The organism is Massilia phyllostachyos (assembly GCF_021044825.1).
Lineage (GTDB): Bacteria > Pseudomonadota > Gammaproteobacteria > Burkholderiales > Burkholderiaceae_D > Telluria > Telluria phyllostachyos.
The window spans coordinates 386,429-409,127 of the sequence record NZ_JAJNOC010000001.1 but is presented as its reverse complement, the minus strand read 5'-3'; the positions used below and the strand labels follow the sequence as shown (position 1 = coordinate 409,127).

Sequence of the window (22,699 nt, the reverse complement as noted above, 5' to 3'; positions counted from 1 at the left end):
GCTTGAATTAGCTGAGCTCGCGTAATTCGTTCACGGCCACGCGGTAGCGCTGCGCGATCGCATCCTGCGCCACGTGGCGCCCCGCCTGCACCACCCAGCGCCCGCCGCACAGCACGTCGCGCACCAGGTTGTCGTTACCGCAGAACAGGAAGCGGCCCAGCACTTCCTCGTCGCGGACGCCATCCAGGTTCGGGTGGTCGTGGTCCAGCACCAGCAGGTCGGCGCGCAGGCCTTCCGCCAGGCTGCCGACCTTGCGGCCTGCCGCCTGGGCGCCGCCACGCAGGGCAGCTTGCCACAAGTACTGGGCGACGTCGCGCTGTTGGGAGACAAACGCGATATTGCGGCGCTGATGCAGCAGGCGCTGGCCGTATTCCAGCCAGCGCAGCTCTTCCACAGGGCTTTGCGAGACGTGGCTGTCGCTGCCGACGCCGAAGCGTCCGCCCGCGTCGATCAAGGCGCGCAGCGGGAACAGGCCGTCGCCGAGATTGGCTTCGGTGGTCGGGCACAGGCCGGCCACGGCGCCGCTGCGGGCGATGGCCTGCACCTCGGCGTCGTTCAGATGGGTCGCATGCACCAGGCACCAGCGCTCGTCCACATGGAAGCGGTCGAACAGGGTTTCGACCGGCCGCCGGCCCGAGTTGGCGATGCTCTGCTCGACTTCGGCCTGCTGTTCGGCGATGTGGATGTGCAGCGGGCGGCCCTGGGGCAGCTGCGCGGCGAGTTCGCGGATCTGGTCGATGGTGGCCGCGCGCAGCGAATGCGGCGCGGCGCCGACCTCCAGCTGGCCGCCGCGCAGCGGGCTCAATGCCTCGACAATGCCGAGGATATCGTCGACGCTCGTGCGGAAGCGCCGCTGCTCGGGTTTCAGGGGCTGCTCGCCGAAGCCGGCGTGGCTGTACAGCACGGGCAGCAGGGTCAAACCCATGCCGGTGGCGTGGGCGGCGCTGGCGACCCGTTCGGCCGTCTCGGCGGGGCGCGCGTAGGTTTCGCCATCCGGCCCGCGCTGCAGGTAGTGGAATTCGCACAGCGCGGTGTAGCCATGGCGCAGGCACTCCGCGAACAGCTGGGCGGCGATCGCCTCGATCTGTTCCGGCGTGATGCGGGCGGCGAAGCGGTACATCAGGTCGCGCCAGGTCCAGAAGCTGTCCGGACCCTCGCCCGCCACTTCGGTCAGGCCGCCCAGCGCGCGCTGGAAGGCGTGCGAGTGCAGATTCACCATGCCCGGCAGGACGTACTCGGCGCGTGGCACGCCCAGCGGCGCGGCGGCCTGGGTCTCGACCCGGGTCAGGTCGCCATGCGCATCCCATTCGAGCAGCACGTCGCGCCGCCAGCCCTCCGGCAGCAAGGCGTGGCGGGCGAACAGGGCTCTCATGTGCGCACCCACGCGCTTGCTGCGCCGATCATGTCCTTCAGCAGCGGCTGGACCTCGCCCGCGACCTCGGGACGGTATTCGAACGGCGGTGCTTCATTCATGTACAGGCACTGGCACATCTCGAGCTGGATCGCGTGCACGTCCTGCGCCGGCTGGCCGTACTTTCTCGTGATGTGGCCGCCCTTGAAGCGGCCGTTGACGGCGATGCTGAAGCGGTCCTGGGCGCGTGCGACGCCGACCACGGCCTGCTCCAGGCCCGGATCGCAGGATTTGCCGTCGGCGGTGCCGAAGTTCAGGTCCGGCAGGCGTCCTTCGAAGAAGCGCGGCACGACAGATGCGATCGAATGCGCGTCCCACAGCACCACGCGGCCGAATTCCCGTTTCAATCGGTCGAGTTCCGCGCGCAGCTGTTCGTGGTAGGGCATCCAGTAGCGTTCGAGCCGGCGCCTTACTTCGGCTTCATCCGGCGTGCGGCCTTCGAGATACAGGCTCTCGCGCCCAAAAGTGTCGACCGGGCACAGGCCGGTGGTGTCCATGCCCGGATACAGGTTGGTGTTCTCGGGAGGCCGGTTCAGGTCGATCAGGTAGCGCGACCAGCGGGCGGAGATGGTCGAGACGCCCATCTCTTCCAGGAAGCCGTACAGCTCGGGCAGGTGCCAGTCGGTGTCGGCGGTGGCCGCCGCACAGGGCGACATCGACGCCAGCACCTCGTCCGGAATGTCGGTGCCCGCGTGCGGCATCGACACGAGCATGGGAAGCCTGCCTGCCTTGAACCGGAAATCCATGTCCTCTCCTGGTGGTTGATTAGGGATGCAGCACCGTGAACAGTTCCTTGCAAGACGCCGACAGCTCGCCCTCGACGACCATCTTGCGCGCGGCCTCGATGTCGGGCGCGAAGAAGCGGTCCGCATCGTAGGGCGCGACCTTGGTGCGCAGCTGGGCGTGCACGTGCTCGAGGTGGTTCGAACTCGTCAACGGGCGGTGGAACTCGATGCCCTGCGCCGCCGCCAGCAGCTCGATGCCGACGATGACCGCCGTATTGTGCGCCATCTGGTCCAGACGGCGCGCCGCGAAGGTCGCCATGCTGACGTGGTCTTCCTGGTTGGCCGAGGTCGGCAAGCTGTCGACGCTGGCCGGATGGGCCAGCGACTTGTTTTCCGAGGCCAGCGCGGCGGCGGTGACGTGGGCGATCATGAAGCCCGAGTTCAGGCCCGGTTCCTTGACCAGGAAGGCCGGCAGGCCGGACAGGTTGGCGTCGATCAGCAGCGCGATGCGGCGTTCCGATAACGCGCCGATCTCGGCGATGGCCAGCGCCAGGGTGTCGGCGGCGAAGGCCACTGGCTCGGCGTGGAAGTTACCGCCCGAGACGATCGCTCCGTCGTCCGGGAAAAGGAGTGGATTGTCGGTGACGGCATTCGCCTCGATCAGCAGGGTGCGGCCGGCGTTGGCGATCAGGTCCATCGCCGCGCCCATCACCTGCGGCTGGCAGCGCAGGCTGTACGGGTCCTGCACGCGCTCGTCACCGACCAGGTGGGAGGCGCGGATGGCGCTGCCCTTCACCAGTTCGCGGTAGATCTGCGCCGCCGCGATCTGGCCCGGCTGGCCGCGCACCGCGTGGATGCGCGCGTCGAACGGCGCATCGCTGCCGCGCGCCGCGTCGACCGACAGGGATCCCGCCACCATGCCGGCTTCCAGCAGGCGCTCGGCCATGAACAGGCCGTGCAGGGCCAGCGCGGTCGAGACTTGGGTGCCGTTGATCAGGGCCAGGCCTTCTTTCGCGGCCAGGGTCACGGGTGCGATGCCGGCAGCCTCCAGCGCCGCCGATGCCTCCATCAGTTCGCCCTTGTAGCGCACCGGCCCCACGCCCAGCATGGCCAGGGTCATGTGCGCCAGCGGCGCCAGGTCGCCCGAGGCGCCGACCGAGCCCTGGCTCGGAATCGCCGGCATGATGCCCGCGTTGTACAGCGCAATCAGGGTCTCGAGGATCAGCGGACGCACGCCCGAGTAACCGCGCGCCAGGCTGCCGATCTTGGTCAGCACGATCAAGCGGACGATATTGTCGGCGATGAGTTCACCGGTGCCCACCGCATGCGACAGGATCAGGTTGCGCTGCAGAGCCTCCAGTTGGTCGTTCGGGATGTGGGCCTTGGCCAGGATGCCGAAGCCGGTGTTGATGCCATAGGCCGGGTCGCCCTTGGCGACGATGGACTGGACCAGGGCGGCCGATTCCTCGACCGCCTTCCACGCCTCGGGGGCGAGCGAGATCGAAACGGGCGCCGCCCACACGGCGCGCAGGTCGGACAGCGTCAATGCGCCGGGTTGCAGGGTCATGCTGTTCATGGTGTCTTTTACTTGATCATGGGGAGGTTCAGGCCATTCTTCTTCGCGGTGGCGATCGCGCTCTCGTAGCCGGCGTCGGCATGGCGCATCACGCCCGAGCCGCTGTCGTTCACCAGCACGCGCGCCAGGCGCTCGGCGGCGGCATCGGTGCCGTCGGCCACGATCACCACGCCCGAGTGCTGCGAGTATCCCATGCCGACGCCGCCGCCGTGGTGCAGCGAGACCCAGGTCGCGCCGCCCGCGGTGTTCAGCAGGGCGTTCAGCAGCGGCCAGTCGGACACCGCATCGGTGCCGTCACGCATGGCTTCCGTTTCGCGGTTGGGGCTCGCGACCGAGCCGGTGTCGAGGTGGTCGCGGCCGATCACGATCGGCGCCTTCAGTTCGCCCGTGCGCACCATCTCGTTGAAGGCCAGGCCGGCAAGGTGACGCTCGCCCAGGCCCAGCCAGCAGATGCGCGCCGGCAGGCCCTGGAAGGCGATGCGCTCGCGCGCCATGTCGAGCCAGCGGTGCACCCGCGCGTGCTGCGGGAACAGCTCCTTGATCTTGGCGTCGGTTCTATAAATGTCTTCCGGGTCGCCCGACAGCGCCACCCAGCGGAACGGGCCGCGGCCTTCGCAGAACTGGGGACGGATATAGGCCGGCACGAAGCCGGGAAAGTCGAAGGCGTTCTCGACGCCCTCGTCCTTGGCCACCTGGCGGATGTTGTTGCCGTAGTCGACGGCGTGCGATCCCATGGCCTTGAAGTCGAGGATGGCGCGCACGTGGACGGCGCAGGATGCGGCGGCGGCGGACGTCAAGCGCGCGTGCTGGGACGGGTCCTGCTGGGCGGCCTTCCACTCCTCGACGGTCCACCCTTGTGGCAGGTAGCCGTTGATCAGGTCGTGGGCCGAGGTCTGGTCGGTGACCAGGTCCGGGACCAGGCCGCCGGCCTTGGCGCGGCGCACCAGTTCCGGCAGCACGTCGGCGGCGTTGCCGAGCAGGCCGATGGAGACGGCTTCGCGCCTGGCGGTGTGTTCCTTGATGAGTGCCAGAGCTTCGTCGATGTCTTTCGCCTGCTTGTCGAGGTAGCGGGTGCGCAGGCGGAAATCGATGCTGCTCTGCTGGCACTCGATGTTCAGCGACACCGCGCCCGCGAAGGTGGCCGCCAGCGGCTGGGCGCCGCCCATGCCGCCCAGGCCAGCGGTCAGGATCCAGCGGCCCGCCATGTCGCCGCCGAAGTGCTGGCGGCCGGCTTCGGCGAAGGTCTCGTAGGTGCCCTGCACGATGCCCTGGGTGCCGATGTAGATCCAGCTGCCGGCAGTCATCTGGCCATACATGAACAGGCCCTTGCGGTCGAGTTCATTGAAGTGTTCCCAGTTGGACCACTTGGGCACCAGGTTGGAGTTCGCCAGCAGCACGCGCGGGGCGTCCGCGTGGGTGCGGAACACGCCGACCGGCTTGCCGGACTGGATCAGCAGGGTTTCGTTGTCTTCCAGCGTACGCAGCGAGGCGAGGATCTGGTCGAAGCATTCCCAGTTGCGCGCGGCGCGCCCGATGCCGCCGTAGACGACCAGGGCCTGCGGGTTTTCGGCCACCTCGGCGTCGAGGTTATTCTGGAGCATGCGGTAGGCGGCTTCGGTGAGCCAGCTCTTGCAGGAAAGCTCGGTGCCGCGCGGAGCGCGGATCACGCGGGAGGGGTCGAAGCGGGGATCGTGAGGCATCGGAGAATTCATGGCGGCTCCTGGGTTGGGATCTGCGATGAATATAGGTTGTCTATACAAGCAAGTCAACCAATATCGGGGCTGCATTTGGCGGGCGGAGGACCGCCCACCCTATGAGGGTGTGAAAAATTCTTCTACGGCTGCGTTGCCTCGTCTCGCCGTACGAGCGTACTGTCTTCGACTCGGCGCCTTGCCGTAGCCGTTTTTCACACCCTCTACGATTATCTCGACGCGTCGTCTACTCTACTTTTTGAACACCTGACGACCGCCGACCCAGGTTTCGAGCACGCCGGTCTTGAAGATGTCATACGTCGACATGCGGAACAGGTCGCGGTCGATCACGATGAAGTCGGCGTGCTTGCCCGGCTCCAGCGAACCGAGGCTGTTCTCCTGGTGGCCGGCATAAGCCGCATCCAGCGTGAAGCAGCGGAAGGCTTCTTTCAGCGACATCGCCTGGTTCGGATACCAGCCCGCCACCGGCTGGCCGGCGTGGTCCATGCGGGTCACGGCGGCGTGGATGCCGAAGAAGGGGTTCGGCGACTCCACCGGGAAGTCCGAGCCGCAGGCGATGCGCGAGCCCTGGTGCAGGAAGGTGCGCCAGGCGTAGGCGCCCTTGATGCGCTCCGGGCCGACGCGGGTCTCGGCCATGTTCTTGTCCGAGGTCGCGTGGGTCGGCTGCATCGACGGGATGATGCCCAAAGTCTGGAAGCGCGGGATGTCCTGCGCCGTCACCACCTGGGCGTGCTCGATGCGGTGGCGCTGCGCCGCGCTCCTGGTGACGCCGATCTCCTTCTGGTAGATGTCCAGGATCTGCTTGTTGCCGGCGTCGCCGATCGCGTGCACGTTGACCTGGTAACCCTTGCGCATGGCCTTGGTCATCATCGCGTCCATCTGCGCGCTCTTGAAGAACAGCAGGCCGTGCGAATGCGGCTCGTCGCTGTAGGGTTTGATCAGCGCGGCGCCGCGGCTGCCCAGGGCGCCGTCGGAATACAGCTTCACCGCGCGCAGCGCGTACATGCCGTCGGCGTAGTCCTTCAGTGGTCCATTTTTTGCCAGTTGGTCAAAATCCTCGCCGGTGCCGCCGATCATGGCGTAGACGCGCGCGGTCAGTTTTTTATTGTCCGCGTAGTCGCGGTACAGACGGTCTTCCGCCACGCCGATGCCGGCGTCGTGCACGGCGGTGATGCCGACGCGCGCGATCTCCTGCAGCGATTTATCCAGCACCAGGCGGCCTTCCGCTTCGGTCTGGGCCGGCATGACCTTGGTCACCAGTTCCTGCGCCGCGTCGACCAGCACGCCGGTCGCTTCGCCGTTCGCATCGCGCATGATCTTGCCGCCTGCCGGGTCCGGGGTCGATTTGGTGATGCCGGCCAGCGCCAAGGTGCGGCTGTTGGCCCAGCCGGCGTGGCCGTCGACGCGCTCGAGCCAGACCGGCTTGTCCGCCACCACGGCGTCGAGTTCCTTGGCGGTCGGGAAGCGGCCCAGCTTCCAGTTCTCCTGGTTCCAGCCGCGGCCGCGGATCCAGGCGTGGTTCGCATTGGCCTTGGCGTAGTCGGCGATCGCCTTGGTGGCGCCGGCCAGCGAGGTGGTGGCGGACAGGTCGAGCTGGGTCAGTTGCTGGCCCAGGCCGAACACGTGGCCGTGGGCGTCGATCAGGCCCGGCAGCACGGTGCGGCCCTGCATGTCGACCTGGCGCGCGCCGCGTGCCTTGGCCGTCACGTCGGCGTTGCTGCCGACCGCCGTGATGCGGCCCTTGTCGTCGAACGCCATCGCGCTGAACTGCACCAGCTCGCCCTTGGCGTTCAGGGTGTAACCGTTGGCGTTCGTGATGACGGTGTCGGCGTGGGCCGAGGACAGGACGCCGAGGCCGGCGAGGACGATCAGTGACGAAAGGGGGATCTGGCGCGCGCGCATGCTTTTCTATTCTCCGTTGTATGAGGGTGTCCGTGCTTCGTGGGCACGGCATCGAGGAGTGTATAGAAAATCAAGGTGCGGGCATAGGGACCTTCACCCCGCGTCGTGGAAGATGATCCCCAGGGTGTGCCGGGTGCCGCTGCGCAGCCGGCTGACCCCATGGCGCATCGCGACGCGATACACGCCGCGCGTGCCGTTCACCGGCCGCTGGTTCACCGCGAACACGACGGCGTCGCCCTGCTTCAAAGGCACCACCTCGGCGCGCGACTGCATGCGCGGGCGCTGTTCCGTCAGGACGAATTCGCCGCCGTCGAAATCCTCGCCCGGGCTTGATAGCAGCACCGCCACCTGCAGCGGGAACACCAGCTCGCCGTACAGGTCCTGGTGCAGGCAGTTGTAGTCGCCCGCGCGGTAGCGCAGCAGCAGCGGCGTCGGTTTCACCTGCCCGGCCGCGTGGCAGCGCGCCAGGTACTCCGCATGCGAATCGGGAAATCGCGCATCCAACCCCAGCGCCGCCTGCCAGCGGTTGGCGATCGCCGCCAGCGGCGGATACAGATTGGAGCGCAGCGCCTCCAGTGGCGCCGGCAGCGGATAGGAAAAGTACTGGTACTCGCCGCGCCCGAAACCGTGGCGCTCCATCACGACCCGGCTGCGGAACAGGTTCGCGCGCTCGTACAGCGCGGCCGCCGCCCGGCAGTCGTCAAGCGCGAGCAGCCCCGGTATCACGGCGCAGCCGAAGGCATCCAGCTCCTCGCCCACCCGCTCCCAGGCGATCACTGCCCCGCCTCGCGCTCGATCAGCGTGCGCTTGCGCTCGATCCCCCAGCGGTAGCCGGACAGTCCGCCGCCAGTGCGCACCACGCGGTGGCAGGGAATCGCCACCGCCACCGGGTTCGCCGCGCAGGCGCTGGCCACCGCACGCGCCCCCGTCGGCATGCCGATGCGCTCCGCCAGCTCGGCATAGCTGACCGTGACGCCGGCCGGAATCGCGCGCAGCGCTTCCCACACACGGCGCTGGAAGGCGGTGCCGCGCACGTCGAGCGGCAGGTCGAGGCCGATGCGCGGCGTCTCGACAAACGAAACCACCTGCGCCACCACGGCCTCGTACTCGGGCTCGGCGCCGATCAGTTCGGCCTGCGGGAAGCGCTCCTGCAGGTCGTGCACCAGCGGCTCCGGCTCGTCACCGATCAGGATCACGCAGATGCCCTGCTCCGTGGAGGCGACCAGGATCGCGCCCAGCGAGCAGCCGGCGACGGCGAAGCGGATGGTCTCGCCCTGCCCGCCCGCACGGTAGCGGCCGGGCAGCATGCCCAGCGCGCCCGCTGCTCCCTCGTAAAAGCGTCCGCTGGAATTGAAGCCGGCGTCGTACAGCGCATCGGTGACGCTGGCGGCGCCGGGCAGGCTTTGCTGCAGGCGCGCGGTGCGGCGCGCCGCCGCGTAGGCCTTGGGCGTGATCCCCGTATGCTGCTTGAACAGGCGGTGGAAGTGGAAGCGGCTCAGGCCCACGGCCTGGGCCAGGCTGTCCAGGCTCGGCGTATCTTCGGCCTCGTCGATCAGGCGGCAGGCCCGGGCCACGGCCGCGGCCTGGCGTTCGGCCAGCGGCGGCAGCGTCGGCTCGCAGCGCAGGCAGGGCCGGAAGCCGGCGCGTTCCGCCTCCTCGGGGCTGGCGTGGAAGGCGACGTTGGCGCGCAGGGCGCCGCGCGAGGGGCAGGAAGGCCGGCAGTAGACGCCGGTGCTGCGCACCGAATAATAGAAGCGGCCGTCGGCGTCGCGGTCGCGGCGCTGGACCGCGGTCCAGCGCATCTCGTCGGTGTCATACGGCGCGGTCATGGCATTCATGATGGATGTCCCGGTAATGTAGCGATGCGCACAGGATAAGATGCGCCCGGAAGCGGGTCACTCCGGCTCTTGCTTTCGAATTGCGGTGCTAGAATCCGGGTCGCGGCATCGTGCCGCGCCTCTATCGCATGCCTCCCCGGAGAGTAGTTTGGAAGAACAGATCGCGCAAGACAGCACCCCCATTTTCCAGCGTATCAAGGATTACCTGGTCGGCGAGATCGCGTCCGGCCGCTGGAAGGAAGGCGACCTGGTGCCGTCCGAGCAGGCGCTGGTGCGCCAGTTCGGCGTCTCGCGCATGACCGTCAACCGCGCCGTGCGCGAACTCACGGCCGAGGGCGCGCTGGTGCGGCGCCAGGGTTCGGGCACCTATGTGGCGCCGCAGAAGTATCAGGCGACCCTGGTCGAGATTCGCAACATCGCCGACGAGATCCGCGCGCGCGGCCGCATCCACCGCAGCCAGCTGCTGCTGCTGCGCGCCGAAACCGCCGGCGACGACCTGGCGCTCGAGTTCGAGCTCGAGACCGGCGTCCAGCTCTTCCATTCGATCATCGTGCACTTCGAGAACGACGTGCCGATCCAGGTCGAGGACCGCTGGGTCAACCCGGCCTGCGCGCCGCGCTACCTGGAGCAGGACTTCGCCGCGATCACCCCGAACGAGCACCTGATGGCGGCCGCGCCGCTGCAGGGCGCCACCTACGGCATCGAAGCCCAGCCGGCGCCGGGCGAGGTCGCGGCCATGCTGGCGATCGCCCCGGATGCGCCCTGCCTGGTGCTGCACCGCCGCACCACGTCCGGCGGCCGGGTCGCCTCGGTGGCGACGATGTGGCATCCGGGCCACCTGGCGCGCTTCACCGGCAGCGTGCAGTAAGCACCTGTCCCGGCAGGCGCCGCGTGGCGCCTTGCAAATTGCTGTTCAATATCTCCACGGAAGTGGAAAACTTCGCCATAATGGCCCGGGTCAATTTACCCAGGGTCTCTCATGCAGCCATCGTCCGCGCCTTTCCTCACGCCCCGGCGCGTGCTGCTGCTCGACGACGACCGCTTCATGCTCGACGTGCTGCGCGACATGCTGGGCATGATCGGCGCGCCCCTCGACGTGCACGCCGAGCTCGACGCCAGGTGCGCGCTGGCCGCGTTGCCGCGCCACGCGCCCGACCTGCTGATCCTGGACCTGGCCATGCCGGACATGGACGGCATCGAGTTCCTGCAGGCCGCGGCGAGCCAGGGTTTCCGCGGCCAGGTGATCGTGGTCTCGGCCATGGCGGACGGCGTGCGCAACGCCGCCACCGAGCTGGCGCGCGTTCTCGGATTGCAGGTGGCGGGCGCCTTCCGCAAGCCGCTCGCGCTCGAGCAGCTACGCCATGCGCTGCAGTGTTGAGATTTTGTACAAGCCGACCCACACTTTTTAAAAAAATGGGGTATTATTCGGCACATCCCCGCCTGACACCCCCTTGCCGTCCTTCCATATTGTTTTTTGCACACAGTGCCTCCACCATTGTGTAGCAGCTCATTTATTAGATGAGCACAGCACGGAAGCCGTGCCCGGGGCCTCGCAGGATCGGCCCAGGCCGCCAGGCGTTATTTGATCCTTACCTCATCTGAGGAACCTATGAGCGAAAACATTAAACACATCAGCGATGCAACCTTCGATGCCGAGGTGCTCAAGTCCGAGCGCCCGGTGCTGGTCGACTTCTGGGCCGAGTGGTGCGGTCCGTGCAAGATGATTGCGCCGATCCTGGAAGAAGTCGCCAAGGAATACGAAGGCAAGCTGGTCATTGCCAAGGTCGACGTCGACGCGAACCAGGCCGTGCCGGCCAAGTTCGGTATCCGCGGCATCCCGACCCTGATCCTGTTCAAGAACGGTGTCGCGGCGGCGCAGAAGGTCGGCGCCATGGCCAAGGGCCAGCTGACTCAGTTTATCGACAGCAACATCTGATACTGTTACCATGAGCGGCGGCGGCGCGCCCGCGCTGCCGTCATCGTCGGGAAGCTATCGGCTCCGGTGCTTCCCAGCTTACAAACCCCGTCGTTCCCTCCCCTACCTTTACTTTCCCGTCACGGGACACCCACACAAACATGCATTTATCTGAACTGAAGGCAATGCACGTCTCCGCGCTGCTGGAGATGGCCATCGGCCTCGACATCGACAACGCAGCCCGCCTGCGCAAACAGGAACTGATGTTCGCGATCCTGAAAAAGCGCGCGAAGCAGGGCGAACAGATCTTCGGCGACGGCGCCCTCGAGGTGCTGCCGGACGGCTTCGGCTTCCTGCGTTCGCCGGATGCCAGCTACATGGCCTCGACCGACGACATCTACATCTCGCCGTCGCAGATCCGCCGGTTCAATTTGCATACGGGTGACTCGATCGAAGGCGAAGTGCGCACGCCGAAGGACGGCGAGCGCTACTTCGCGCTGGTGAAGGTGGACAAGGTCAACGGCGAATCGCCGGAAGCCTCGAAGCACCGCATCCTGTTCGAGAACCTGACGCCGCTGCACCCGCAGGTGCCGCTGCGCCTCGAGCGCGACATGAACGGCGCCGAGAACATCACCGGCCGCATCGTCGACCTGATCTCGCCGATCGGCAAGGGCCAGCGCGGCCTGCTGGTCGCCTCGCCGAAGTCGGGCAAGTCGGTCATGCTGCAGCACATCGCCCACGCGATCACTGCGAATCACCCGGACGTGACCCTGATCGTCCTGCTGATCGACGAGCGTCCGGAAGAAGTGACGGAGATGCAGCGTTCGGTGCGCGGCGAAGTCGTGGCGTCGACCTTCGACGAACCGGCCACCCGCCACGTGCAGGTCGCCGAGATGGTGCTGGAAAAAGCCAAGCGCCTGGTCGAGATGAAGAAGGACGTCGTGATCCTGCTGGACTCGATCACCCGCTTGGCGCGCGCCTACAACACCGTGATTCCGGCATCGGGCAAGGTCCTGACCGGCGGTGTCGACGCCAACGCCCTGCAGCGTCCGAAGCGCTTCTTCGGCGCCGCGCGTAACGTGGAAGAAGGCGGCTCGCTGACCATCGTCGCGACCGCGCTGATCGAAACCGGCTCGCGCATGGACGACGTGATCTACGAGGAATTCAAGGGCACCGGCAACATGGAAGTCCACCTCGAGCGCCGCCTGGCCGAGAAACGCGTCTACCCGGCCATCAACCTGAACAAATCGGGCACCCGCCGCGAAGAGCTGCTCATCAAGCCGGACCAGCTGCAGAAGATCTGGATCCTGCGCAAGCTGCTGTACTCGATGGACGAGATCGAGGCGATGGAGTTCATCCTCGACAAGATGCGCGCGACCAAGAACAATGTCGAATTCTTTGACATGATGCGCCGCGGGGGCTGAGCCTTCGCTGCACGTTGCGCGAATGGGGCGGCCTGCGGGCCGCCTTTTTGTTTTGCGGTATGCGTAAGAACTTGGATCCCGGCCTTCGCCGGGACGACGTTAACAGGGCGCATGAACATCGTCGCCACGATTCCTTTGTTAGCCTTGAAACCGTCATCCCGGCGCAGGCCGGGATCCAATTTTACGCGCACACCTCCCCGCATCCTTGCACCACCCCAGTTGCCACCTCCCCCAAACCCCTCTATAATCTCCGGTTCAGTCCAACCCTGGCAAGTGATCGGCAATCGGGTCAAGAAGCAAGTCGACCGACGAAGTGCCGTTTGGCTACCTACTCAATCGAAAGCACTCATCATGAAGACCGATACCCATCCGGATTACCGCGAAGTCCTGTTCCACGACGTGTCGTGCGATTTCAAGTTCATCACCCGTTCGACCATCAACACCCGCGAAACCGCTACCTACGAAGGTAAGGAATACCCGCTGGTGAAGATCGAAGTCTCGGCTGAATCGCACCCGTTCTACACCGGCAAGCACAAGATCGTCGACACCGCTGGCCGCGTCGAGAAGTTCCGTCAGAAGTTCGGCTCGGTCGGTTCGAAGACCTCGGTCGCCAACGGCTAATTCGCCCAGGCACCACGCAAGCCCCGGGCCATAGCGCCCTGGGTTGCCACAAAAGAAGCCGGCCTGCCGGCTTCTTTTTTTTCGCGGCTATACTACGCGACTGATCTTTACCGCATCATGAATCCGATGAAACCCGTCCGCCTCCCCGCCGCCGCCACCCTGGCGCTGCCCCGCTGGGCCCTGCTCGCGCTGGGCATGCTGTACATCCTGCCGGGCCTGATCGGCCGCGATCCGTGGAAGGAAGACGCCGGCCCCTTTGGCATCATGTGGACCATGGCGCACGGCTCGTTCAGCGACTGGCTGTACCCGAACATCGCCGGCCTGGCCGCTACCGAGGAAGGCCCGCTCGCGTTCTGGCTGGGCGCGCTCTGCATCAAGCTGTTCGGCTGGATCCTGGGCGACGTGCTGGCCGCGCGCGTCTCGACCATCGGCATTTTCGTGACCGGAGCGATGTCGCTGTGGTACACCGCTTTTCATCTGGGCCGGCGCGCCGAAGCGCAGCCGCTGCGCCTGGCCTTCGGCGGCCAGCCGGAACCCGACGACTATGGCCGCACCCTGGGCGACACCGCGGTCCTGATCTACCTCGGCTGCCTGGGCCTCCTGGTGCAGAGCCACCTGACCCTGGCCGCGACCCTGCAGGGCGCCCTGCTGGCCTATTTCCTGTACCGCGCGGTGCGCTACGTCGAGCACGCCTCGACCCGCAACGCGGTGCTGGTCGGCCTGTCGCTGGGCGGTCTCGCCCTCACCCGCGGCATCCTGCCGCCGCTCGTGCTGCTGGTGGCCCTGGTCGCCTGCACCCGCTACCTGAAGCTGGCCACCAACGCGACCCTGCGCCACATGGGCATCGCCGCCGGTGTCGGATTTCTTATCACCCTGGTCTGGATCGTGCCGGCCGCGCTGGTCCAGCCCTACGGCCTGTCGCCGGTCGGCGAGTGGCTGGACTGGAACGCCAGCCAGATCGGCCTGCCGACCCTCGACACGCTCAAGGGTTTCTTCCGCATCGGCGTCTGGTTCTTCTGGCCGGCCTGGCCCTTCGCCGTGTGGGCGATCTGGGCCTGGCGCCGCCAGCAGCACCTGCTGCACATCGTCATGCCGGTGTTCTTCTTCCTGGCCCTGACCGCGCTGCTGCTGTGCGACCCGGCGCTGGAAAACGGCGACTTCCTCAAGATGCTCGCGCCGCTGGCCCTGATGGCGGCGTTCGGCCTGCCGACCATGAAGCGCGGCGCGATCAACGCGATCGACTGGTTCTCGGTGATGGTGCTGACCATCCTCGGCGCCCTGGTGTGGCTGTTCTGGATCGCCAAGCTGACCGGCTGGCCGGCCCAGCTGGCCAAGAACGCGCTCAAGCTGGTGCCGGGCTTCCGGCCGGAAGTCGGCATCGTCGCCTTCGTGGTGGCGGCCGCTGTGAGCGTCGGGTGGGTCATGCTGGTCCACTGGCGCCTGTCGCGCCGCCCGCCGGTGCTGTGGCGCGCGGTGGTGCTGTCCTCGAGCGGCCTGATCCTGCTGTGGGTGCTCCTGATGACCCTGTTCCTGCCCGACCTCAACTACGGCAAGAGCTACGCCGGCGTGGCCCAGCAGATCGCAGCGACCCTGCCGCACGACGCCGACTGCATCGACAGCAACGTCGGCCCGGCCCAGCGCGCCTCCTTCGCCTACTTCGGCCGCCTGCCCTTCGCCAGGCTGGACGCGGGCGAGTGCCGCTACGTGCTGATCCAGGACGACATCCGCGACCGCAGCCGCAGCGACGACCGCCAGGCGCGCCGCCACGGCGTGCGCGGCTTCGCCGTGCTGTGGGAAGGCCGGCGCGCTTCCGACCGCTACGAACGCTTCCGCCTGTTCCGCCGTCCCTGACGCCACCGTAATGACAAGACAAAGCCGCCGGCCCCTGTGCCGGCGGCTTTGTTGTTTCTGGCACGATTCCTGCATGCTTTCCAGCGGTGCGCAGCTCGCCAATCCGATGTGAGAACCTAGGTTCGCAAGGCAGTGCTTTTGAGCGGAGTCAATCTCCTGATCGGGTTGGTGTTCAAAATAAAAACGGTCGCATGTTTGCCGTGCGAACCCAACATGCTCGAGCAGCGCTGCGAGGAGAACCCCATGAAAAGCGTAACTTTTTCAGAAATCGTCAGAATTCGCGAACGGCCCTATTTCCTGGCCCGACAGGGCACCTGGCGCCAGCTGCTGCCCTGGATGCTCACGCTGCTGCTCGGCGTGCCGCTGCTGATCGGCGCCCTGCACTTCATCGATCCCGATACGCCGCTGCCCTTCATTGTGTTGCCTGCGCTGGCCGGCGCCCTGCTGCCGGCCGCCATGATGGGCCCGGGCCGCTTCGAGATGAGCACCCGCTTCGACGCCCACCACATGCTCGGCACGCTCGACGAAGCCCTGGTCTCGCTGGGCTACCGCCGCACCGTGTCCGACCCCGACCACCTCAGCTACTTCCGCCCGCGCCCCTGGCTGAGCGCGCGCGACGGCTCCATCGTGGTGGCGGTCTCGCCGCACGCGCTGCAGGTGGTGGGCCCGGTGGGCAGCCTGCGCCTGCTGCAGCAGCGCATCGCCTGCTGATTTTCGCTGGCCAGTTTCCGCTACGCCGCACGGTACTGGTCAGTTACACAAACGGTATGCTAAGATGCGCGCCTGCTATCGGGCCTCTGTGGCGGAATTGGTAGACGCACTTGACTCAAAATCAAGCGCCGAAAGGCGTGCCGGTTCGATTCCGGCCGGAGGCACCAACCCCTAGCAACCCTGCATCACCGGCACAGGCGCCCAGCCTGGCCTGTCCCATACCATTCTTGCTGTAAACCTTTCCGACATTCATGGCGCATAAAGCGCCGCGCCTTTGCGCCGCCCCGGGGCATGGCATGCCCGTGCATCCGCATGGATAGCCGCAACGGACCGCGCCAGCGCGCACCTGCTTGCTGCGCCACCTCGTTGTCACCTGTCGGAAAGATTTACAGTGTTGCCCGAAAGGCCGAAGCAAATTGATCAGAACTCCGGCCTGCCTCGTGGGCCTGCCGGCCCGGGCGCCGGTTCCCAGCCCTCGTAGCTGCGTTCGATCCGGCGCCCGGTGCCGTCGCGCGCCATGTCGGCGAAGGCCCCGTTCAGGCGCCCGATCAGTTCGTCCGGCACCGCGCGGTTGCAGGCCAGGTAGACGCCGATCTCGTTGAACACCAGCAGCGGCACGACCTGCTTCTGGTAGCCGAAGCGCGCCAGCACATTGCTGTCGCTGCGCATGCTGGCGGCCCACAGGTCGATGCGGCCGGCCATCAGCTTGTTCAGGTTGGAGAGGTCGTTGGACGTCGAATCGAGGGTGAAGCCGCGGCTGCGCAGCCAGGCTTCGCGCGCGTCGCCGTTATAGGTGCCGATGCGCAGGCCGCGCGCGTCGGCGAGGCTGCGCAGGCGCAGCTTGCGGTCGGCGCGTCCCAGCATCACCCACTGGGCGATGTCGGTCGGCCCCACCCATTTGAACAAGGCCTCGCGCTCGGGCGTGCGGGTGGTCGAGTAAACGCAGGCGTCGCCGCGGGTCAGCGCCGCGTGGTAGGCGCGCTTCCAGGGCAGCACTTCGATGCGGTAGTCGACGCCGCTGCGGCGCATCGCTTCACGCACCTTGTCGGTGGCGATGCCGACCACGCGTCCGCCTTCCATCATGCTCGACGGCGCCAGCAGCTCGGTCGTGATGTAAAGCCGGGCGGGCTCGACCGCAACGGCAGCCGCAGCCGGGATGGTGGAGGCCAGTCCGGCAAGCATAGAAAAAACGAAGAGAAATCGATTGGACAACATGGCTACCGGCCTCACACAGTATTGCGTTGACCTGCAGGACAGCATATCAGCACACAGTTTTTTTCCATAACGCATGTGACACGGTGGTGGCGTCCACGCCACAGAAAATCAGTAAAATCAGCAATATTCTCAGGAACAACAACAATTTCCCAGGTGAAAATGCGATACTGGCTGGACCATTCCGGAAACCGCACGCCAGTTCGCATAAACGCCCATCCATGTTCCAGTTATTCTCAGTACCGGACGACCCGTCGCTGCTCACTTTCGGCGTCTATGAACCGCGCTTCGTGCTGCTGTCGGTCCTGATCGCCATTTTCTCGTCCTGGATGGGCCTGCAGATCGCCGGCCAGGCCGCCGCCAGCCGTTCGCACCGGGTGCTGGTCATGGCCAGCGGCAGCCTGGCGCTGGGCGCCGGCGTCTGGGCCATGCACTTCATCGGCATGCTGGCCTTTAACCTGTGCACGACGATCACCTACGATCCCTGGACCACCATCCTGTCGGCGCTGCCGAGCATCGGGGCGTCGGCCGTCACCATGACCCTGTTCACGCGTTCGCGCCTGGACCTGCGCACCCTGCTGGTCGGTGGCGTGGTGGTGGGCGCGGGCATCGGCGCCATGCACTATGCCGGCATGGCCGGCATGCAGATGCGCCTGCAGCTGCGCTACGACCCGGCCATGTTCGCGCTGTCGATCGTGGTCGCGGTGGTGCTGGCCACCATCGCGCTCGGAGTGCGCTTCGGCCTGTCGCGCTTCCAGTCGCTGTCCGAATCGCGCCGCCTGCTGCTGGCCGCGATCGTGATGGGCTGCGCCATCTCCGGCATGCACTACACCGGCATGGCGGCGGCGCGCTTCGTCGGGGACGTCGAACCGGGCGCGATGGGCGGCTCCAACAGCTCCTTCCTGGCGCTGTCGATCTCGATCATCACCATGGGCTTCACCGCCATGGTGGCGGCCGTCAACGGCCTGCTGCGCTACCGCCAGATGTTCCTCGACCTGCGGGCCAGCGAAGCCTGGATGCGCGCCCTGCTCACCACCACGGTGGACGGCGTGATCACCATCACGCGCGACGGCACCATCACCGAATTCAACGCCTCGGCCGAGCGCATCTTCGGCTGGCGCCGCGCCGACATCATCGGACAGAATGCGGCGCTCCTGATCGCCGACGAGGACACGGTCTCGCGCGACGGCCTGGAAGTGCTCACGCGCGAAGGCTTCACCGACGCGATGTCGGACAGCATGGAGATCATGGGCAAGCGCAAGGACGGCAGCCTGGTGCCGATCCGCCGCGCGATCGGCCACGCGCTGCTGGGCCAGCAGGACCTGTTCGTCTGCTTCATCACCGACATCAGCGAGCGCCGCGCCATCATGCAGGCGCTGCACGCCAGCGAAGCGCAGTTCCGCTCCCTGATCGGCAACATCCCCGGCATCTCCTTCCGCTGCACGCTGGACGACGACTGGCCGATGGTCTTCATCAGCGACGCGGTCGAACGCGTCACCGGCTACGCGCCCGCCGAGTTCACCGGCGCCAATCCGCGCCGCCGCTTCGGCACCCTGATCCACGCCGCCGACCGCGTGCGCGTAAACGAGGCGATCGACAGCGCGCTGGCCGACGCCCGCCCCTACCTGGTCGAATACCGCGTGCTGCACGCCGACGGCAGCGTGCGCTGGCTGTGGGAAAACGGCAGCGGCGTGCGCAACGAGCGCGGCGAGTTCGAGTGGCTGGACGGCGTCATCCTCGACATCACCGAACGGCGCGAGATGGAAGACGCGCTGCGCGACGCCAAGGACAAGGCCGAGCAGGCCGCGGCCGCGCGCGCGACGTTCGTCGCCAACATGAGCCACGAGATCCGCACCCCGATGAACTCGATCCTCGGCTTCACCGACGTGCTGCTCGACGGAGAGCTGAACAAGGACCAGCGGCGCCACCTCGACACCATCCGCAACGCCGGCCGCGCCCTGCTGCGCCTCCTGAACGAGATCCTCGACACCGCCAAGCTGGAAAAGGGCGCGGTCGAACTGGAGCAGAACGACTACAACCTGCTCTCCTTGATCGACGAGCTGTCCTCGACCCTGGCCGCGAACGCGCGCGCCAAGGGCCTGCACCTCGACATCCACTACGACCCGGCGCTGCCGACCGGCCTGCGCGGCGACGAGCTGCGGGTGCGCCAGGTGCTCACCAACCTGCTCGACAACGCGATCAAGTTCACCGCCCAGGGCGCCGTCACCCTGCGGGTCTGGCCGGAGGCCGACCAGCTGTGCATCGCGGTGAGCGACACCGGCATCGGCATCGCGCCCGAGCGCCTGCAGGCGATCTTCGACCCCTTCACCCAGGCCGACGCCTCGATGACGCGCCGCTTCGGCGGCACCGGCCTGGGCACCACGATCAGCAAGCAACTGGTCGAGCTAATGGGCGGGAAGATCTGGGCCGAATCCGAACTCGGCAAGGGCGCCACCTTCCACGTGCGCCTGCCGCTGGTGCTGGCGCGCTTCGTCCAGCAGGCCCCGCGCGTGCGCAGCGCCGCGGTGCTGCCGCCGCTGAAGGTGCTGGCGGCCGACGACGTGCCGCAGAACCTGGAACTGCTGCAGCTGTTGATGTCGCGCCGCGGGCATCGCTTGAGCGCGGTGGCGGACGGCGCCGCCGTGGTCGAGCAGGCCGCCAGCGGCGACTACGACCTGGTGCTGATGGACTTTCAGATGCCGACCCTGGACGGCCTGGCCGCCACCCGTGCGATCCGCGCGGCGGAAGCGGCGAGCGGCCGCAAGCGCACCCCGGTGATCGCGATGACGGCCAGCGTGCTGGCCGAGCACCGCCGCGCCAGCGTCGAAGTCGGGATGGACGGTTTCGCCAGCAAGCCGGTCGACTGGTTCGCGCTGTCGCACGAGATCGCGCGCGTGCTCGGCATCAGCCAGCAAGCCGACAAGGATGCGGCCGACGCCGGCGGCGCGGCGCGCGAAGTGCTGAACCGGCGCGCCGGCCTGCACCGCTGGGCCGACAAGGAAGACGTCTACCTGGAAGCGCTGGACCACTTCGGCCGCCAGTACGCCGACCTGGCCACCACCCTCAAGCTGCACGCGGCCGGCGGCGCCCACCAGGAACTGCGCATGCTGGCGCACAAGGTGCGCGGCGTGGCCGCCAACGTCGGCCTGGAACGGCTGTCGGACGCGCTGTCGAAACTGGAACACGCAACCAATGCCGTGCCGACCGACGAGCGGGCGGCGGCAAGCGCGCTCGACGCCTCCACCGCCGCCCTGGGCGAAGCCCTGGCGGCGATCCACGGCGGCAGCCCGCCGCCGGCCGCCACCGCCGGCGCCGCCGGCGCTGCCGGCGCCGGCGCCCTGGCGCGCGCGCGCCGCGCCGGCGGCGTGCTGCTGCAGGCCCTGCGCCGCGGCGCCCTCAACGACCCCGCCATGGCGAGCCTGGCCGCCGCGCTGGCCGGCCATCCGGTGGCGCCGCGCGTGGCCCAGGTCCAGGCCGCGATCGGCGACTTCGAGTTCGACTCCGCGCTGGAGCAACTGGAAGCCGTGATGGCCACCCTCGGCGAATGAGCCGCGTTCAGATCAACAGACCAACATGCCCCAACCGCACAACCTCCCGCTGATCCTGGCGGTCGACGACGAAGCCAGCAACCTGCAACTGCTGCGCCAGATCCTGCAGGATCACTACCGCCTGCTGTTCGCCAAGGACGGCGCCCGCGCGCTCGACCTGGCGCGCCAGGAACGCCCCGACCTGATCCTGCTGGACGTGATGATGCCGGGGATGTCCGGCTACGAAGTCTGCGCCGCCCTGAAGGCCAATCCGCATACGGCCTCGACCCCGGTGATCTTCGTGACGGCGCTGACCGACACCGCCGACGAGCTGGAAGGCTTCGAAGCCGGCGCGGTCGACTACATCACCAAGCCGGTCAGCCCGCCGATCGTGCGCGCCCGCGTGCGCACCCACCTGTCGCTGGTGCGCACCGAGGAGCTGCGCGCCAGCCGCCTCGAGATCGTCCAGCGCCTGGGCCTGGCGGCCGAGTACAAGGACAACGAGACCGGCCTGCACGTGATCCGCATGAGCCACTTCTCGCGCATCCTCGGCGTCGCCCTCGGCATGAGCGAGATCGAGGCGGACGACCTGCTGCACGCGGCGCCGATGCACGACGTCGGCAAGATCGGCATCCCCGACCGCATCCTGCAGAAACCCGGACCGCTCGACCCGGACGAATGGAAGATCATGCAGAGCCACGTGACGATCGGCGCCGAGATCATCGGCGAGCACGAAGGCGGCATGCTGGACCTGGCGCGCCAGATCGCGCTCACCCACCACGAGAAATACGACGGCAGCGGCTACCCGCGCGGACTGCGCGGCGACGAGATTCCGATGGTGGGACGGATCGTGGCGATCGCCGACGTGTTCGATGCGCTGACCTCGAAGCGGCCGTACAAGAAGGCGTGGACGGAAGAAGAGGCCTTGAATTTCCTGCGCGAGCAGAAGGGGCGGCATTTCGATCCGCAGCTGGTCGATCTGTTCATCGAGCAGATGCCGGCGGTGCGCACGGTGCAGCAGCGCTGGGCCGAAGCCTGATGTGGGGAACGTGGGCGGGAAACCCGCCCACGCTACAACGTCGACCCCGATGACGAATCACCGTGCCGGCGGTACGTCCACCAAACCCACACCGGTCCCGGCGCCCGCCGTCGACCGCTTGGCCACCAGCTCCTGGTACAGCGCCGTATACCCCGCCGCCATCTGCTCCGACGTGAACAGCGCCTGGTAGCGCTCCTCCGCCCTCGCCCCCATGTCGCGCGCCAGCTCCGGGTTTTCCCACAGCGTGCGCAGCGCGCCACGCAGCGCCTGCGCGTTCGACGGCGGCACCACCAGCCCGGTCTCGCCGTCGACGTTGATGTAGGTGGTGCCGGTACCGATCTCGCAGGAGATCATCGGCTTGCCGTACATCGCCCCTTCCAGCAGCGAGATGCCGAAGGCTTCCGAGCGCAGGTGCGAGGGAAAGGCCAGGCCGTAGGCCAGGGTGAGCAAAGCCGCCTTGTCGGCTTCCTCCAGCGCGCCGGTGAACAGCACGTGCTTCAGGCCCAGGCGCGCGGCCTGCTCCTTCAGCGCCGCTTCTTCCGGGCCGGTGCCGACGATCACGATCGGATAGTCGAGCCCCTTGGCCGCTTCCAGCAGGATGTGCAGGCCCTTGTAGTAGCGCAGCACGCCCACGAACAGGAAGAACTTCGGCCCCACCCGCTCGCGCCAGTGCGCCAGGCGGCACGGGTCCACGCTCGGATAGGTCGACTTGTCCAGGCCATAGGTGATGACGCGGGTCTTGTCCGGGTAACGCGCCAGCACCGTGCTCGATTCCAGGTAGTTGGGCGAGGCCGCGACGATGCTGTCGACGCTGGCCAGGAAGCGGTGCTTGAGCGGCTGGTACAGGCGCAGCCAGCGCTTCTGGCGCACGATGTCGGAGTGGTAGCTGACCACGGTCGGCTTGTCCACGCGCGCCATGAAGTGCGCCAGGTCCATGAAGGGCCAGGGGAAGTGGTAGTGCACCACGTCCGCCTCGCGCGCCATGCGCGACAGCGCGCCCAGCGACTGGATCGAGCAGGCGTTCGAGGCGATCTCGAAATTGAGCGGCATGCGGACCACGGTGTGGCCGTCGAACTGGATCGGCGCCAGGTTTTTCTGGCGCGACAGCGACAGCACGGTATTGGTCACGCCCAGGCGCGTCGTGCCGACACACAGCTGGCGGATCACCTGTTCGATGCCGCCGACCGAGTCCGGATAGTACGTCTTGTAGAAATGAAGGACACGCATGTTGGGAG

The 22,699-nt window shown here is 67.3% G+C and carries 18 protein-coding genes and 1 tRNA gene; 10 read left to right on the top strand and 9 right to left on the bottom strand.

Features of this window, described 5'->3' with window-relative positions; all coding sequences use genetic code 11:
• Positions 1-7: 7 nt before the first annotated feature.
• The 7 genes from LQ564_RS01700 to ada all read right to left on the bottom strand — a co-directional run bounded on the left by LQ564_RS01700 (position 8) and on the right by ada (position 9,155).
• Complete coding sequence (locus LQ564_RS01700) at positions 8-1,372, bottom strand: formimidoylglutamate deiminase (RefSeq protein WP_231056356.1); 1,365 nt, start codon at positions 1,370-1,372, stop codon at positions 8-10.
• Positions 1,369-2,157, bottom strand: a complete 789-nt coding sequence (hutG, locus tag LQ564_RS01695; RefSeq protein WP_231056355.1) for an N-formylglutamate deformylase — start codon at positions 2,155-2,157, stop codon at positions 1,369-1,371. The genes LQ564_RS01700 and hutG overlap by 4 nt, the downstream gene beginning before the upstream one ends.
• 19 nt (positions 2,158-2,176) lie before the next feature.
• Positions 2,177-3,712: a histidine ammonia-lyase gene (gene hutH / locus LQ564_RS01690; protein WP_231056354.1), complete on the bottom strand. Its 1,536-nt coding sequence runs from the start codon at positions 3,710-3,712 to the stop codon at positions 2,177-2,179.
• A gap of 8 nt (positions 3,713-3,720) precedes the next feature.
• Positions 3,721-5,424 (bottom strand): urocanate hydratase, encoded by a 1,704-nt coding sequence (gene hutU / locus LQ564_RS01685; protein WP_231056353.1) that lies wholly within the window; start codon positions 5,422-5,424, stop codon positions 3,721-3,723.
• 231 nt (positions 5,425-5,655) lie between these two features.
• The gene (locus LQ564_RS01680) at positions 5,656-7,326 is read right to left on the bottom strand and encodes an amidohydrolase (protein WP_231056352.1); all 1,671 of its coding nucleotides are present in this window, start codon (positions 7,324-7,326) and stop codon (positions 5,656-5,658) included.
• A gap of 93 nt (positions 7,327-7,419) precedes the next feature.
• Entirely contained in the window at positions 7,420-8,103 is a 684-nt protein-coding gene (locus LQ564_RS01675) for a 2OG-Fe(II) oxygenase (RefSeq protein ID WP_231056351.1), read from the bottom strand.
• Positions 8,100-9,155, bottom strand: coding sequence for a bifunctional DNA-binding transcriptional regulator/O6-methylguanine-DNA methyltransferase Ada (gene ada / locus LQ564_RS01670; protein WP_231057345.1), 1,056 nt, complete (start codon positions 9,153-9,155; stop codon positions 8,100-8,102). Before ada ends, LQ564_RS01675 begins: the two co-directional genes overlap by 4 nt.
• A gap of 157 nt (positions 9,156-9,312) precedes the next feature.
• Here ada and hutC point away from each other — a divergent pair, with 157 nt between their 5' ends.
• The 8 genes from hutC (at position 9,313) to LQ564_RS01630 (ending at position 15,853) form a co-directional block, all read left to right on the top strand.
• Positions 9,313-10,032 carry a histidine utilization transcriptional repressor HutC gene (gene hutC / locus LQ564_RS01665; RefSeq protein ID WP_231056350.1) on the top strand — a complete coding sequence of 240 codons (720 nt, stop codon included), beginning with the start codon at positions 9,313-9,315 and terminating at the stop codon, positions 10,030-10,032.
• A gap of 111 nt (positions 10,033-10,143) precedes the next feature.
• A complete protein-coding gene (locus LQ564_RS01660; protein WP_231056349.1) occupies positions 10,144-10,542 on the top strand; it encodes a response regulator in 399 nt (132 codons plus the stop codon).
• A gap of 231 nt (positions 10,543-10,773) precedes the next feature.
• The gene (trxA, locus tag LQ564_RS01655) at positions 10,774-11,100 is read left to right on the top strand and encodes a thioredoxin TrxA (RefSeq protein WP_231056348.1); all 327 of its coding nucleotides are present in this window, start codon (positions 10,774-10,776) and stop codon (positions 11,098-11,100) included.
• A gap of 140 nt (positions 11,101-11,240) precedes the next feature.
• Positions 11,241-12,503, top strand: a complete 1,263-nt coding sequence (gene rho, locus LQ564_RS01650) for a transcription termination factor Rho (protein WP_231056347.1) — start codon at positions 11,241-11,243, stop codon at positions 12,501-12,503.
• Positions 12,504-12,854: 351 nt separating this feature from the next.
• A complete protein-coding gene (locus LQ564_RS01645) occupies positions 12,855-13,124 on the top strand; it encodes a type B 50S ribosomal protein L31 (protein ID WP_036251257.1) in 270 nt (89 codons plus the stop codon).
• Positions 13,125-13,250: 126 nt separating this feature from the next.
• The gene (locus LQ564_RS01640; RefSeq protein WP_231056346.1) at positions 13,251-14,975 is read left to right on the top strand and encodes an ArnT family glycosyltransferase; all 1,725 of its coding nucleotides are present in this window, start codon (positions 13,251-13,253) and stop codon (positions 14,973-14,975) included.
• Positions 14,976-15,218: 243 nt separating this feature from the next.
• Positions 15,219-15,686 carry a hypothetical protein gene (locus tag LQ564_RS01635; protein ID WP_231056345.1) on the top strand — a complete coding sequence of 156 codons (468 nt, stop codon included), beginning with the start codon at positions 15,219-15,221 and terminating at the stop codon, positions 15,684-15,686.
• 82 nt (positions 15,687-15,768) lie between these two features.
• Positions 15,769-15,853, top strand: a tRNA-Leu gene (locus LQ564_RS01630).
• Between the two features lie 253 nt (positions 15,854-16,106).
• On the opposite strand, the gene LQ564_RS01625 is transcribed toward LQ564_RS01630, so the two are convergent.
• Positions 16,107-16,868: a substrate-binding periplasmic protein gene (locus tag LQ564_RS01625; RefSeq protein ID WP_231056344.1), complete on the bottom strand. Its 762-nt coding sequence runs from the start codon at positions 16,866-16,868 to the stop codon at positions 16,107-16,109.
• A 251-nt stretch (positions 16,869-17,119) separates the two neighbouring features.
• Here LQ564_RS01625 and LQ564_RS01620 point away from each other — a divergent pair, with 251 nt between their 5' ends.
• Together LQ564_RS01620 and LQ564_RS01615 are read left to right on the top strand one after the other, a co-directional pair.
• A complete protein-coding gene (locus LQ564_RS01620) occupies positions 17,120-20,446 on the top strand; it encodes an MHYT domain-containing protein (RefSeq protein ID WP_231056343.1) in 3,327 nt (1,108 codons plus the stop codon).
• A gap of 25 nt (positions 20,447-20,471) precedes the next feature.
• Positions 20,472-21,464, top strand: a complete 993-nt coding sequence (locus LQ564_RS01615; RefSeq protein WP_231056342.1) for an HD-GYP domain-containing protein — start codon at positions 20,472-20,474, stop codon at positions 21,462-21,464.
• A 57-nt stretch (positions 21,465-21,521) separates the two neighbouring features.
• On the opposite strand, the gene LQ564_RS01610 is transcribed toward LQ564_RS01615, so the two are convergent.
• A complete protein-coding gene (locus LQ564_RS01610) occupies positions 21,522-22,691 on the bottom strand; it encodes a glycosyltransferase family 4 protein (RefSeq protein WP_231056341.1) in 1,170 nt (389 codons plus the stop codon).
• Between the last annotated feature and the right edge of the window lie 8 nt (positions 22,692-22,699).

Coding starts and splice junctions, on each gene's coding strand:
- hutG (WP_231056355.1), bottom strand. CDS start 2,157: ATGGATTTCCGGTTCAAGGCAGGCAGGCTTCCCATGCTCGTGTCGATG.
- rho (WP_231056347.1), top strand. CDS start 11,241: ATGCATTTATCTGAACTGAAGGCAATGCACGTCTCCGCGCTGCTGGAG.
- ada (WP_231057345.1), bottom strand. CDS start 9,155: ATGACCGCGCCGTATGACACCGACGAGATGCGCTGGACCGCGGTCCAG.
- LQ564_RS01615 (WP_231056342.1), top strand. CDS start 20,472: ATGCCCCAACCGCACAACCTCCCGCTGATCCTGGCGGTCGACGACGAA.
- LQ564_RS01680 (WP_231056352.1), bottom strand. CDS start 7,326: ATGCGCGCGCGCCAGATCCCCCTTTCGTCACTGATCGTCCTCGCCGGC.
- LQ564_RS01610 (WP_231056341.1), bottom strand. CDS start 22,691: ATGCGTGTCCTTCATTTCTACAAGACGTACTATCCGGACTCGGTCGGC.
- hutU (WP_231056353.1), bottom strand. CDS start 5,424: ATGAATTCTCCGATGCCTCACGATCCCCGCTTCGACCCCTCCCGCGTG.
- LQ564_RS01660 (WP_231056349.1), top strand. CDS start 10,144: ATGCAGCCATCGTCCGCGCCTTTCCTCACGCCCCGGCGCGTGCTGCTG.
- LQ564_RS01635 (WP_231056345.1), top strand. CDS start 15,219: ATGAAAAGCGTAACTTTTTCAGAAATCGTCAGAATTCGCGAACGGCCC.
- LQ564_RS01625 (WP_231056344.1), bottom strand. CDS start 16,868: ATGCTTGCCGGACTGGCCTCCACCATCCCGGCTGCGGCTGCCGTTGCG.
- LQ564_RS01640 (WP_231056346.1), top strand. CDS start 13,251: ATGAAACCCGTCCGCCTCCCCGCCGCCGCCACCCTGGCGCTGCCCCGC.
- trxA (WP_231056348.1), top strand. CDS start 10,774: ATGAGCGAAAACATTAAACACATCAGCGATGCAACCTTCGATGCCGAG.
- hutH (WP_231056354.1), bottom strand. CDS start 3,712: ATGAACAGCATGACCCTGCAACCCGGCGCATTGACGCTGTCCGACCTG.
- LQ564_RS01645 (WP_036251257.1), top strand. CDS start 12,855: ATGAAGACCGATACCCATCCGGATTACCGCGAAGTCCTGTTCCACGAC.
- LQ564_RS01620 (WP_231056343.1), top strand. CDS start 17,120: ATGTTCCAGTTATTCTCAGTACCGGACGACCCGTCGCTGCTCACTTTC.
- LQ564_RS01700 (WP_231056356.1), bottom strand. CDS start 1,372: ATGAGAGCCCTGTTCGCCCGCCACGCCTTGCTGCCGGAGGGCTGGCGG.